The organism is Bradyrhizobium sp. CCBAU 53338 (genome assembly GCF_015291665.1).
Classification (GTDB): domain Bacteria; phylum Pseudomonadota; class Alphaproteobacteria; order Rhizobiales; family Xanthobacteraceae; genus Bradyrhizobium.
In genome coordinates, this window is sequence record NZ_CP030048.1 from 5,430,007 (window position 1) to 5,443,115 (window position 13,109).

General features: G+C 66.2%; 11 protein-coding genes. 1 reads left to right on the top strand and 10 read right to left on the bottom strand.

All coding sequences use genetic code 11. From position 1 onward, the window contains the following. Positions 1 to 46 precede the first annotated feature (46 nt). The 6 genes from XH90_RS25490 to XH90_RS25515 all read right to left on the bottom strand — a co-directional run bounded on the left by XH90_RS25490 (position 47) and on the right by XH90_RS25515 (position 6,689). Positions 47 to 1,015, bottom strand: a complete 969-nt coding sequence (locus XH90_RS25490; RefSeq protein ID WP_246755579.1) for an ABC transporter ATP-binding protein — start codon at positions 1,013 to 1,015, stop codon at positions 47 to 49. Beyond that, positions 1,015 to 2,007, bottom strand: a complete 993-nt coding sequence (locus XH90_RS25495; protein ID WP_194477065.1) for an ABC transporter ATP-binding protein — start codon at positions 2,005 to 2,007, stop codon at positions 1,015 to 1,017. Before XH90_RS25495 ends, XH90_RS25490 begins: the two co-directional genes overlap by 1 nt. Then, a complete protein-coding gene (locus tag XH90_RS25500) occupies positions 2,004 to 2,876 on the bottom strand; it encodes an ABC transporter permease (protein ID WP_194477066.1) in 873 nt (290 codons plus the stop codon). Before XH90_RS25500 ends, XH90_RS25495 begins: the two co-directional genes overlap by 4 nt. Beyond that, positions 2,863 to 3,813 (bottom strand): ABC transporter permease, encoded by a 951-nt coding sequence (locus XH90_RS25505; protein WP_194477067.1) that lies wholly within the window; start codon positions 3,811 to 3,813, stop codon positions 2,863 to 2,865. The genes XH90_RS25500 and XH90_RS25505 overlap by 14 nt, the downstream gene beginning before the upstream one ends. A 7-nt stretch (positions 3,814 to 3,820) precedes the next feature. After that, complete coding sequence (locus XH90_RS25510; RefSeq protein ID WP_194477068.1) at positions 3,821 to 5,365, bottom strand: ABC transporter substrate-binding protein; 1,545 nt, start codon at positions 5,363 to 5,365, stop codon at positions 3,821 to 3,823. A gap of 127 nt (positions 5,366 to 5,492) precedes the next feature. After that, positions 5,493 to 6,689, bottom strand: a complete 1,197-nt coding sequence (locus XH90_RS25515; RefSeq protein WP_194477069.1) for a CaiB/BaiF CoA-transferase family protein — start codon at positions 6,687 to 6,689, stop codon at positions 5,493 to 5,495. A 183-nt stretch (positions 6,690 to 6,872) separates the two neighbouring features. Between XH90_RS25515 and glgA the strand changes: the two genes are divergently transcribed. Continuing rightward, positions 6,873 to 8,288 (top strand): glycogen synthase GlgA, encoded by a 1,416-nt coding sequence (gene glgA / locus XH90_RS25520; RefSeq protein WP_194477070.1) that lies wholly within the window; start codon positions 6,873 to 6,875, stop codon positions 8,286 to 8,288. Positions 8,289 to 8,454: 166 nt separating this feature from the next. Here glgA and XH90_RS25525 read toward each other — a convergent pair whose 3' ends face one another. The 4 genes from XH90_RS25525 to XH90_RS25540 form a co-directional block, all read right to left on the bottom strand. Continuing rightward, the gene (locus tag XH90_RS25525) at positions 8,455 to 9,405 is read right to left on the bottom strand and encodes an oxygenase MpaB family protein (protein WP_194477071.1); all 951 of its coding nucleotides are present in this window, start codon (positions 9,403 to 9,405) and stop codon (positions 8,455 to 8,457) included. 71 nt (positions 9,406 to 9,476) lie between these two features. Continuing rightward, the gene (locus XH90_RS25530) at positions 9,477 to 10,619 is read right to left on the bottom strand and encodes a patatin-like phospholipase family protein (protein WP_194477072.1); all 1,143 of its coding nucleotides are present in this window, start codon (positions 10,617 to 10,619) and stop codon (positions 9,477 to 9,479) included. A gap of 128 nt (positions 10,620 to 10,747) precedes the next feature. Beyond that, positions 10,748 to 10,918 carry a cbb3-type cytochrome oxidase assembly protein CcoS gene (ccoS, locus tag XH90_RS25535; RefSeq protein WP_194482803.1) on the bottom strand — a complete coding sequence of 57 codons (171 nt, stop codon included), beginning with the start codon at positions 10,916 to 10,918 and terminating at the stop codon, positions 10,748 to 10,750. Further along, complete coding sequence (locus XH90_RS25540) at positions 10,918 to 13,107, bottom strand: cation-translocating P-type ATPase (RefSeq protein WP_194477073.1); 2,190 nt, start codon at positions 13,105 to 13,107, stop codon at positions 10,918 to 10,920. The genes ccoS and XH90_RS25540 overlap by 1 nt, the downstream gene beginning before the upstream one ends. Positions 13,108 to 13,109 lie beyond the last annotated feature (2 nt).

Sequence of the window (13,109 nt, forward strand, 5' to 3'; positions counted from 1 at the left end):
CATGCCACGGGTGGCAGGGCGAGACAAACCTGGGAGCGGTCTTAGTTCAGGGCAGCGGATGGTGGCAAGCCACGAACTGACCGGGCGCGACCTCACGCAACTCCGGCATCTCCGCGCTGCATCGCTGATCGGCACGCGGGCAGCGGGTGCGGAATCGGCAGCCGGAGGGCGGCGCAATCGGCGATGGCGGCTCGCCGGTCGCCACGCTTTCGGTGGGACGCACGTCCGGGTCGGGGACCGGGATCGCCTGCAACAGCAGCCTGGTATAGGGATGCGCGGGCTTTGCGAACAATTGCTCCGACGGCCCGACCTCGCAGAGCCGGCCGAGATACATCACCGCGACGCGATCGCTGACCGCTTTGACCACGGCAAGGTCATGCGCGATGAACAGCAGCGTCAGGCCGAAGCGCGCCTTCATCTCCTCCAGCAGATTGAGGATTTGCGCGCGGATGGAAACGTCGAGCGCCGAGACCGGCTCGTCGCAGACGATGAATTCGGGGTTGAGCACCAGCGAGCGGGCGATACAGATGCGCTGGCACTGGCCGCCGGAGAATTCGTGCGGCAGCCGGCCCGCCACGAGATCAGGATCGAGCCCGACCGCAGCGAGCACCTCGTGCACGCGCCGCTTGCGCTCGGCGGCATCCTTGACACCGGCGATGATCAGCGGCTCGGCGACGATGTCCCCGATGCGCCGGCGCGGATTGAGCGAGGCGATCGGATCCTGGAAGATCAGCTGCACGCGGCGGCGCATCTTGCGCAGCGCCTCGCCTTCCATTGCCGTCAGGTCTTCGCCGTCGAACAGCACGCGGCCGGACTTGGCGCGGCGCAATTGCAGCACCGCCCGCCCCAGCGTCGACTTGCCGCAGCCGGATTCGCCGACCAGCCCCAGCGTCTCGCCGCGCGCGACGTGAAGGCTGACACCGGAGACGGCGTGCACGGTCTTGTTGCCGAGACCATATTCGACGACGAGATTGTCGACGTTCAACAGCGGCGCATCGTGCAAGGCCATCTGCATCACGCGCCGATCCCTTCCGCCATCTGGATCGGGTGGAAGCAGGCATAGAGATGCCCTGATAACTCGGCGCTCTTCAACTCCGGCTTGGCGTCGTGACAGCAGCCTGCGACATAGCGGCAACGCGGCGCGAAGGAGCAGCCTTTCAACGGCCGCGTCGGATCGGGCGGACGGCCGGATATGGCGGGCAACGGCGTATGCGGCGCCGTCTCCAGCTTCGGGATCGCCGCCAGCAGCGCCTCGGTGTAGGGCATGTGCATGCGCTTGAACAGCGCCTGCGTCGGCGCGCGTTCGACCACCCTGCCCGCATACATCACCGCAACCTCGTCGGCACGGCCGGCGACGACGCCGAGATCGTGGGTGATGATGATCATCGCCATGTGGCGGCGGCGCTGCTCGCGCGCGAGCAGGTCGAGGATCTGCGCCTGGATGGTGACGTCGAGCGCGGTGGTCGGCTCGTCCGCGATCAGCAGTTTTGGTTCGCAGGACAGCGCGATCGCAATCGCGATGCGCTGGCGCATGCCGCCGGAACATTGATGCGGATATTGTGCGAGCCGTTGCTCCGGCGCGGGAATGCCGACGGCCGCCAGCAGCTCGATGCTGCGCTGCTTCGCGGCGGACGTGTCGAGCTCGAGATGCTCCTGGATCGTCTCCATCAACTGGGTGCCGATGGTGAGCACCGGGTTGAGAGATGTCATGGGATCCTGGAACACGACCGCGAGGTCGCGCGCCCGCAGGCGCCGCAGGCTTTCGGGCGCGAGCCGGACCAGATCCTGGCCGTCGAACATCACGCGCCCCGTCAGTCTCGCCTTCTTCGGCAGTAACTGAAGGATGGCGCGCGACAGCATGGTCTTGCCGCAGCCGGATTCGCCGACGATGCCGAGCGTGCGGCCCGCTTCCAGCGACAGATCGAAACGATCGACGGCGCGCAAATTGCCGCGCGGGGTCGGCAGCTCCACCGCGACGTCCTCGATGGTCAGTAGCGGCGTACTCACAGCGCCCCCTGACGCGGGTCGGTCAGCGCCCGCATGGTGTCGCCGACGAGGTTGAAGGCCAGCACGGTCAGGAACAGCCCCGCCGCGGGCAGGAAGGCCAGCCGCGGCGCGACGTCGAGGCTGTCGCGCCCCTCGCCGATCATGCTGCCCCAACTCGCCATCGGCGGTGGCACGCCGAGCCCGAGGAAGGACAGCGCGCCCTCGACCACGATGGTGACCGCGACGCCGAGCAGGAAGAACGCCAGCAGCGGCAGGATCACGTTCGGCAGCAGCTCGCGCAGCAGGATGCGCGCATGGCTGGCGCCGAGCGCCTCGGCCGCGATCACGAACTCGCGCCGCGCCAGCGACAGCGTCGCCGCGCGCGCCACCCGCATGAAGGCGGGAATGCCGAGCACGCCGAGGATCACGGTGAGATTGGGAATGGACTGGCCGAGATAGGCCGTTACCGCGAGCGCAAAGATCAACGGCGGAAAGGCCAGCAGCACATCCATGCTGCCGACCACCAGCGTCTCGAACCGGCCGCGGAAATAGCCGGCAAGCAGGCCCAGCGCGCCACCGATGCCGAGGCCGATCATCGGCGCGATCAGCCCGACCGTCAGCGAGACCCGCGCGCCATAGACGAGGCGTGCGAGCTCGTCGCGGCCGAACCCGTCGGTGCCGAACCAATGCTCGGCCGAGAACGGCGCGCGGCGCTCCAGCATGTCCATGTCGGTCGGGCTCGGCAGCGGCAACATCGGCGCCAGGATTACAAGCGCCAGAATGAGGCCGAGCCAGCCGATCGCGATCCAGAACAACAGGCCGAGCCGTCGCCTCCGGCGCACGGTCGCAGGGACTGCCTCCTCGGGAAGCGAGAGCTCAAGCGTGGCCATGGCGAATCCTGGGGTCGAGGACGGCGTAGAGCATGTCGACGACGAAGTTCACGATCACGAAACCGCAGGCGACCAGCAGCACCACGCCCTGGAGGATGATGAGGTCGCGGGTGTAGATCGCGCCGACCAGGAGCCGGCCGATGCCCGGCAGCGCGAAAATCGACTCGACGATCAGCGTACCGCCGATCAGGCGACCGATATTGATGCCGGTCACCGTCACCAGCGTCAGCGACGATGGCTTGAGCGCATGCACGAACAGGATGCGCGAGGGTTTCAAGCCCTTGGCCTTGGCGAGCGCGATATAGTCCTCCTGCAAGGTCGCGATCATGTCTGAGCGCAGGACGCGCATGATGCCGGGCCATTCGGCGAGCCCCAAGGTCAGCGCCGGCAGCACGAAGAAGCGCAAATTCGCCAGCGGCTCCTCGGTGAACGGCACATAGCCGGTCGCCGGCAGCCAGCGCAGCTCGACCGCGAAGAAATAGATCAGCAGGATTGCGGCGAGAAACGATGGCACCGACAAGGCGGCGAACGCAGTGCCGGTCATGAGGCGGTCGAACGCGCCGCCGGCGCGCGCCGCGCAGGCGATCGCGAGCGGAACGCCGATCGCAAGCCCGATAAGCTCGGCGAACAGCATCAGCTCGATCGAGACCGGCACGCGCTCGGCCACCGCCTGCAGTACCGTCTGCCCGGTGCGGAACGAGCGGCCGAAGTCACCCTGGATGACGTGGCCGAGCCAGCTCAGATAACGCCACCAGATCGGCTGGTCGAGGCCCATATCGTGACGAAGCGCCTCGACCTTCTCGGGCGTCGCCTGGTCGCCGAGGATGACATAGGCGAGGTCGCCCGGCAGCAGCGAGGCGATCAGGAAGGTGAGCAGCGAGACCGCGAGCAATACCGGCACGACATAGAGGAGGCGGCGCGCAACGAAGACGGCCATGCGCGGGCTATTCCTTCCAGACGCGGGACACGTCGATCATGCCGCTGTACATCTTGGGCAACCCTCTGAGCTTCGCGCTCGAAACCGCGTAGTAGGTGTTCTGGAAGGTCCAGAACCAGATCGCTTCCTTGTTGATCAGGCGCGTGGCCGCGCAATAGTCCTCGATGCGCTTGTCGACCTCGGCGGTCACACGGGCGTGCTCCAGGAGCTTGTCGAGCTCCGGATTGGAGTAGTTCGCCAGCGCGACCGGACTGCCGGTGTGGAAATTGGCGTACATCTGCGGATCGGGATCGGCGAGGTCGACGATGCGCCAGGGCGTTAGCTGGAATTGCCGCATGAAGGCGCGCGGCGGAATGGTGGCCTGGTCGACCTGGTCGAGCTCCATGCCGGCACCGACATTCTTCCAGAATTGCTGCAACACCTGGCCGACGGCGCGACCGCGCGGCGTCGCCGTGACGATCGTCTTGAACTCGACCGGCTTTCCGTATTCCTGGATCAGTGCCTTGGCCTTGGCGACGTCGAACGGCAGCGCACCGTCGTCCTTGCACTTGACCCAGGAACCTTCGCCGTAGGGATTGCTCGCGGGCTTGGCGAGCCCGTTGGTGATCGCCAGCGACATCTTCTTACGATCGATCGCCATCACCAGCGCCTGACGCACGCGGACGTCGTCGAACGGCGGCGTCTTGGTGTTGAACGCGTAGACCTGCGCGCCGGAGCCCGTGTAAGCGTGCACGGTCAGATTCTGATCCTTCTGCGCCCTCTGGATGTTGTCGGCGTCATATTCGTCGTCCCAGACGAGATCGGCCTCGCCCGACTGCAGGCTCGCAAAGCGCGACTGCGCATCCGGCAGCGGCTTCAGCACGATGCGGTCGAGATAGATCTTGTCCTTGTCCCAATAGTCGGGGTTCTTCTCCAGAACCATGCGGTCGCCGGCGGTCCACGACTTCAGGATGTAAGGCCCTGTGCCAACGGGATTGCGATTATAATCGTCGCCTTTGGTCTTCCAGGCAGTCGGCGAATGCACCGCCGCGTTCTGGTTGGGGTAGGATACCAGCGTCGGATAATTCACCGAGGGATCGTTCAGATTGACGACGACCGTCAGCTCATCGGGCGCCTGGACGCTGTTGACTGCAGCGATGTAGAACGCGCACCGGCACTTGTTGGCGGGATCCTTCTGCCGGTCGAAATTAGCCTTGTAAGCCTCGGCGTTGAACGGCGTGCCATCGTGGAACTTGACGCCGGGGCGCAGTTTGAACGTCCAGGTCTTGAAGTCGTCCGAATGCGTCCAGGACAGCGCAAGCTTGGGCTGCGCCTCGCCCTTGTCGTCGAGATAGGTCAGCGTGTCGAAGATGGCGGCTGCCGGGGTGAGCGCGGCCGCGTCGTACACGCCGACCTTCAGCGGATCAAATCCGGGAACGTCGAGCTCCAGCCCCACGGTGATGCTACCGCCCTGCTTTTGCGCCTGCGCGGGCTCAGCGAGCGGAAGGAGCGCAAATGCCGCAACAAGGAAAATGGGCGCGCGCTTGCACGCCGCAGCAGCAATGTTCGTCATGGTTCCTCCCGGGATCCTCGTCCGATGTTTCGGATCGCTGATGACACCGGCGAGATTGGCGAGAATCGCGCGCCTCGGCAAGAGGAACACGCGAGGTTCGATGCCGCACGTGCGCAGCGCAACGCGCTCAGTTCGTCGCTTGTGTTTTGCCTGACGGAATTGGCGCAACGTCGCCGAGGCCGATCTCCTCGCGCAGTCCGCGCGTGTGCTCGCCAAGCGCGGCCATGGTCTCGCCTGGCTTGGTGTCGGCGCCGGTCATCCGGAACGGCAGATTGAGCACCCTGAACGAGCCGCCTCCATCTTCCACCGACGAGAGCGCCTGCCGGTGCGCGAGCTGCGGATCGGCGAGAGCCTCCTTGATGGTGCGATAGGCCGAGGCCGGCACGCCGGCGGTGCTCAAGGCGACCAGACATGCATCAGTCGTGAGCCGCTTCGACCACGCCTCGACGCCGTCCATCATGTCGGCCCAGTTCTCGCGCCGGGGAGCGTAGGACGAGAAGCGTGCATCAGTGATCCACTCAGGGCGGCCGATCACACCCATCAAACCCTGGAAAGTCTTCTCGCTGGCGACCGTGATCATGACGTAGCCGTTGGCGGTCTCGGTCGGGCCGAACATCGGACGCGGCGGCGGCTTCACCGCAAATTGCGAGCTCTGCAACTCGATCACGGTCAGCGTCAGCATCGACTCCAGCATGGAGACGTCGATGTGCTGGCCGAGCCCGGTTAGTGTGCGCTGATAGAGCGCGGATGCGATCGCGCCAAAGCCGTAGGTGCCGGTCACGACATCGGCATGGTAGATGCCGCAATAATCCGGCCTGTCGCGGCCGGGCTGATAGGCGAGATGCGCCATGTCGTAGCCGGACGCGGCATGGATCACCGGCGCATAGGCCGGCAACTCGGCCGAGGGACCGGTCTGGCCATAGCCCGATATCGAGCAGTAGATCAGTTTCGGATTGACCGGGCGGAGGCTGTCGTAGTCGAGCCGCAGCCGGCGCATCACGCCCGGCCGAAAATTCTCGACCAGAACGTCAGCAGTCGCGACCAACCGGCGGACCGCCTCCTTGCCGTCCTCGGACTTGAGGTCGAACACCGCGCTCTTCTTGCCGACATTGAGCTGGCCGAACACGGTGCTGCAGCCCTTGCGCAGCGGCGGCCGCGTACGCATCGTCTCACCGCCATCGCTCTCGATCTTGATGACTTCGGCGCCCATGTCGGCGAGCATCCGAGCGCAATGGGGGCCGGCGATGGTGGTCGAGAAATCCAGGACCCGCAGGCCGGCGAAGGGCTTTGTCGTCGTGTCTTCGTGCTTATCTGATAGCTGCATCCCTGACCGCCCCGTAGGAACTATAGTTGTTCTCTCTTGTTGGTGCGCCGACCCTAGATGGCGGCGCCTGAGTAGGAAAGTCTTTACCGAACCGGCGCGTCTCGTGGGGGGCTCGAGATTTCCAGGGGCAACTGGACCCGATCTTGCATAGCAGCAATCGGGATCGGATGAGGGCAGCAGTTCTTGAGGGTCTTGTTCGTCACGACAGAGATGGACGACTTCGTCCGCGTCGGCGGACTTGGTGCCGTTTCTGCTGCCCTTCCCCGAGCGCTCCGCCCCTTCGCCGATATCCGGATCATGCTGCCCGGCTATCGCGACATCATCGAGCAACTCACGCATATTCAGATCGTTGGGCGCTGCCCCGCGTTCGCGGAAATGCCCGCCTGTTCGCTCGGCCGCGCCGCGACCAAGGACGGCCTGCCGGTCTACGTGCTGCTGTGCTCACAACTCTACGACCGGCCCGGCAACCCCTACGGCGACGAAGCCGGGCGCGACTGGCCCGACAACGATATCCGCTTCGCGCGCTTTGCCTCGGCGGCCGCTGAGCTTGCCATGGGCAAGCTGGACAAGAATTGGGCAGCAGACCTGATCCATGCCAACGATTGGCAAGCCTCTCTGGTGCCGGCCTACCTCGCCTGGCAAGGCGCCAGGCTGCCGTCGATCCTGACCATCCACAACCTCGCCTATCAGGGTCTCTTCCCGAAGGACTCGCTGCGGCGGATCGGCGTCCCCGAAAGCTCCTTCCACATCGACGGCGTCGAGTTCTACGACCAGCTCTCTTTCCTCAAAGCCGGCCTCGTCTATGCCTCGCATCTCACCACCGTCAGCGGCACCTATGCGCGCGAGATCACCACGGAAGAATTCGGTTGCGGCCTCGAAGGCCTGCTCCGCATCCGTTCCGATGCGTCCGAGCTGACCGGAATTCTCAACGGCATCGACGAGAGCTGGGACCCGCGCTCCTGCGCACAGCTCGCGCAGCAATTCGGCGCCGGCGATTGGGTCGGCAAGAAGGCCAATGCGGACTACGTCCGCAAGCAGTTTGGCCTCGCCGTCTCGCGCGGCCCGATGTTCGCGATCGTCGCACGCCTCGTGCACCAGAAGGGCATCGACCTCGTGCTGTCGGCCGCCGACGAGATCATCGATGCCGGCGGACAGATCGTGGTCACCGGCTCCGGCGAGCCTGCGCTCGAGCAGGCGCTGATCGACGCGCATCGCCGCCGCCCCGACGCCATCGGCGTCACCATCGGCTTCAACGAGGCCCAGGCCCGGCGCATCTTCGCCGGCAGCGATTTCACCTTGATGCCGTCGCGGTTCGAGCCCTGCGGGCTGAGCCAGATGTATGCCCAGCGCTTCGGCTCGCTGCCGATCGGCCACCAGACCGGCGGCCTTGCCGAGACCATCACCGACGGCGAGACCGGCTTCCTGTTCTCAAAACCCTCGCACGAGTCCTTCCTCGGCGGCGTCCGCCGCGCCTTCGCCGCCTTCATGGCCCATGACCAGCTCGACACCATGCGCCGCAGCGCCATGGGCCGGTCGTTCTCCTGGAGCATCTCGGCGGGAAGCTACAACGCACTGTACCGGAAGCTGGCGGCGGTGTGAGGCTGCGCATTCTCTCGTGCTCCGGACGCAGCCCAGCGTCTCTTCGACGGTGCGCTGCTGAGCCGGAGCCCGTCTCACACCGGAGTTCGCGGCTTCTGTGTCCCGGCTCTGCGCCGCAACGCTCACGCCTTGCAGCTTGTCCGGGACACGGATGATGGATTTGCCCTCACCCTTTCCCGCGTACATCCATCTGCGACCGGCCGATCCAAAGCCGATTGAGACCACGCGTCATCCAGTCGGGCTGCGGCTCGCCGCGCAGGCGCGCCTGCGCTTCCTGATAGGGGCCGACATAGCGCAGCCGATCGGGCAATTTCGGATAGATGCGCCGTATCCAACGGAGCGCGTTGTCGGCTGCTTCCTTGTCGCGCGCATCCAGCTCAAAACCAAAACCTTCGCGCAGGCGCTCCGGCAGCAGGCTCGCCGTGAGCGCGCGATACCATCGCGGCGGACGCAGCCATGGACGCGCGCCGCCAAAAATCTGCGCGGCGATCTCGCGCGCGGCCGGGCTGACGGTCAGCGTGTCGGACTGCGCCATCACCGTCATATACGCCGCAAAGCCGGACCAGTCGGCGGCCAGATCGTCCCCCGCCAGGCCGAACAACGCACCAAAGGTCCGGCTCTCGGTCCAGTAGCGTTCGCGCTCTTCAACAGAGAGCGGCGGCAGCACCAGATCGTGCGCCATCAGCGCGGTCTCGACCAGCGTGGCATGAACCCACCGCAGCGACGGGATGTCGTTGGCGCAGTAGCGCGAGCCGGCCGCGAAGGGTCCGACGGAAACAGGCATCTCGCCGACGATCATGCTGTGGCGCCGGTGCAGTTGCCGCGACGACAGCATGGCCCGGTCGAGCGAGCCGAACACCATCGCAAAGACGATGTCGAAAGTACGATGGAAGCGGCCGATCGGATCGGCAAGGGTCCTCGAGTGCTCGGCGATGGCGGCCGCGACCCAGGGATGCGCGAGCTGAAGCAGCAGCGCACGGCCGGCGCCGAGAAAGATCACGGCCTCCCGATCGATCCGCCAGGTCACTGCATCAGGACCGAACACACCGGGAACCGGTCCCGCTGCACAAGCGCGGACGCGATCGAGAGCCAATTCCAGATCGGTTGCAGACACCACGTGCGGAGCCTTTCGACGGTAGACCGGAGCCGACGATCCGCAAGGCCCGTGGCAATTCGATGAAGCGGGCCCTATTCCGCAGCCAGCGGCATCTCGTCGATATGCTCGTGCAGCACCACGCCCGACAGCGGATCGAATTCGCCGATCCACGGCGCGCGCGCGAGCACCGACCTTGTATGCGCATAGCCGGCGTCCCAGCGCTGCATGATGCCGGACGGGCTGAAGTCGATGTCCTTGGTATGGCTCTCGCGTTCGAGCTGCGGGGCCAGCAGGCGCACCACGTGCATGCGCGTCGAGCAGCCATAGCCGATCAACTCCCTCACCGCGGGATCGTCGCGCTCGCTCTGCGGCAATCGTGCCGCAAGCTGGTTGATGACGTGGCGCAAGCGATGGGCCTGCTGCTGGCGCTCGATCTGGCTCGCGATCCGGCTGGAATATTGCACGTCCTTGTGGCGGGTCAGGACCTCGCCCATCGTGGTCGGCTCGGCCCCGACGGGATTCCACAGATGCACGGAGAAGATCAGCGAGTTCCGGCGCGGATTGTCGTCGAACACGGCTTCCGTCGGCGAATTCGAGAGAATGCCGCCATCCCAATAGAGCTCGCCCTCGATGCGCACCGCCGGAAAGGCCGGCGGCAGCGCCCCTGACGCCATGACGTGCTTCACCGTCAGCTCGCAGTCGCGGCTGTCGAAATAGCGCATCTGGCTCGAGCCGACATGCGCAGCACCGACCGTGAGGCGCGGCGCGCCGCAATTGGCGAGGCTGAAATCGACGAGCTCGCGCAGCGTGCTCTCCAGCGGCGCGGTCGAATAATAGCCGGCCTGATCGGCGCCAAGCGGGAAGGATTCGCCGGCATGCGCCAGCGGATTGGGCTGGAAGAAGCCGGCAATGCCGTGGGTAACGGTCGACCAATAGCCGAACATGTCATCGAAGCCGGGAATACCCGTAAGCAGGGGCCAGGCAGGCTTCTGCTCCATCCGCTTCCAGAATTCCCGCAGGCGCGCGAGCCGGTTTTCCGGCGCATTGCCGGCGATCAGGCTCGCATTGATCGCGCCGATCGAGGTGCCGATCACCCAGTCCGGCTCGATGCCGGCCTCGTGCAGGGCCTGGTAGACTCCCGCCTGATAGGCGCCGAGCGCACCGCCGCCTTGCAGCACCAGCACGATCTGTCCCGGCAGGTCCTTGGGCCTGCACACCCCGGCATTTCCCTGCATGCCCGTCGCACTCCTGCTCCAGAGAGCCTTACGCAAGATCCTCCGGCATTGTTACGCCCGACGACCATCGGCCGTCCAGCAAGCATCGTCCGGGAAGGGGTGCGGAAAGCCGCGGAACCGAGGATGCGTTAACGCTTTGCCGACGCCTCTTGCGGCGGAGGATCGTCGTCGGCGATGGCGCGCCAGGCGGCGCCATCGAGGTCGTCATACTGGCCGCTGCGGAGCGACCAGAGGAAGGCGGCGAGGCCGGCGAGGCCGAGCAACAGCGCCAGCGGCACAAGGATGACCAGGATCTCCATCATACGATCTCCCGCGAGGCGCTGCGGGCACGCAGCGAGTTCAGCATCACCAGGATCGAGGACTCGCTCATGGCGGCTGCCGCAATCAGGGGCGTCACCACGCCGCTGATCGCAAGAGGCACAGCCAGCACGTTGTAGCCGATCGCAAGCCAGAGATTCTGCCGCATCAGATGCAGCGCCTTGCGCGCGGAATCGACGGCGGCGACGACCGGAGCCAGAGGCCGGCCGAGGAAGACGAGATCGGCGGTGGCCTGGCTCAGATGCGCGGCCGAGATCGGCGACATCGAGACATGGGCCGCCGCGAGCGAGGGCGCATCGTTCATGCCGTCCCCGACCATCAGCACCTTTGCGCCACGCCGTTTCAGCTCCTCGATGCGCGCGATCTTGTCCGCGGGTGTGACGCCGGCGCGCCATTCGGCGATGCCGAGCGCATGGGCCGCTGCGATCACCGCCGGCTCGCGGTCGCCGGACAGGACCTCGATGCCGATGTTGCGATCCTTCAGCGCCGCGATCACGGCCTGCGCATCCGGACGCAGACCCTGGCGCACCGACAGGATGAATTTTTCCTTGCCCTTGCCGAAGGCCACGACGGACGCTTCGGGATCAAGCGAGGCGCCGGCGACCAGCGCTTCTGCGCCGCAGAAGGACGGGCGGCCCAGGCGAAGCTCGACGCCATCGACCATTGCGCGAACGCCCTGCCCCGCCTCCTCGACGGCGCCCACGATCGGCGCCTTTGCACCAGCGGCCTGCGCCACGGCGGCGGCGACGGGATGATGGCTCGACAGCGCGAGCCTGCCGGCGAGTTCAAGAATGTCGGCGGGGATATCGGCCGCATTGGTCACGTCGAGATCGGGCAGCGTCAGCGTGCCCGTCTTGTCGAAGATGACGTGATCGGCTTCGGCGAGGCGCTCGATGGCATCGCCGGAATTGAGCAACACTCCGGCCTTGAACATCGCACCCGAGGACACCGTCTGCACGGTGGGGATCGCGAGCCCGAGCGCGCAGGGACACGTGATGATCAGCACCGCGACACCGGTGACGACGGCATCATGCCAGCTCGCGCCGGCAACGACCCAGCCCAGAACCGTGATGAGCGCGGTCGCATGCACCACCGGCGCATAGAGCCGCGAGGCGCGATCGGCGAGCCGCATGTAGCGCGAGCGCGCCTGGAGCGCGTTGTCGAGCAACCGGGTGATCTCGGCCAGCAGCGTCGCCTCCGACGCTGCCGAGACCCGCACCCGCAGCGTGCCGGAGATGTTCATCGAGCCCGCGTAGACAGGCGTGCCCTGCTCCGCCGTGACGTACAAGGTTTCACCGGTGATCAGGCTCTGGTCGATCTCGGAACGCCCCTCGATCACGCTGCCGTCGACCGCGCAGCGCTCGCCGGGCCGCAGCAGCACGATGTCACCGGGATGGATCGCGGCAACCGGCACTTGCGAGATCTCGTCGGGCCCCACGAACTTCGCCGCCGTCTCGGCCTTCAGCGCGGCAAGATTGCCGGCAACCGCCCGAGTCCGCCGGCGCATGTTCTGGTCGAGGAAGCGGCCGACGAGCAGGAAGGTCAGCAGCATGATCGCCGCATCGAAATAGGCATGCTCGGCGTGATGGATGGTCTCGATCACGGACATGCCGAGCGCGAGGCACACGCCGATCGAGATCGGCACGTCCATGTTGGTGGTCTTGTTCGACAGCGCCCGCCAGGCGGAGCGGAAGAAGGGCTGGCCGGCATAGGCCGCCGCCGGCAGCGCGATCAGCGCCGACAGCCAATGGAAGAAATCGCGCTGTTCGGGCAGCATGTCCGAGACGTTGCCCGACCACACCGGTATCGAGAGCATCATCACGTTCATGGTGGCGAACGCGGCGACGCCGAGGCAGCGCAGCAGGAAGCGCGATTCCGCGACCTCCGTCACCTCGGCGCTCTCGGTCTCGTAAGGATAGGCCCTGTAGCCGAGCTCCTCGAGCCGATCGATGAAGCGCGCGGGATCCAGCGTGCCCTCCTTCCATTCCAGCGCGACACGCCGGTCGGTGAGGTTCACCCGCGCCAGCGTCACGTCGGGAATGGCGGACAGACCGCGCTCGATCTTGGCCATGCAGCCGGCGCAGTGGACGCCCTCGACCGCAAGATCGATATGCTTGAGCCCCGCGCCCGCGGCGCGGACATAGTGGGAGAAATCCCGTGACACCTGCATGG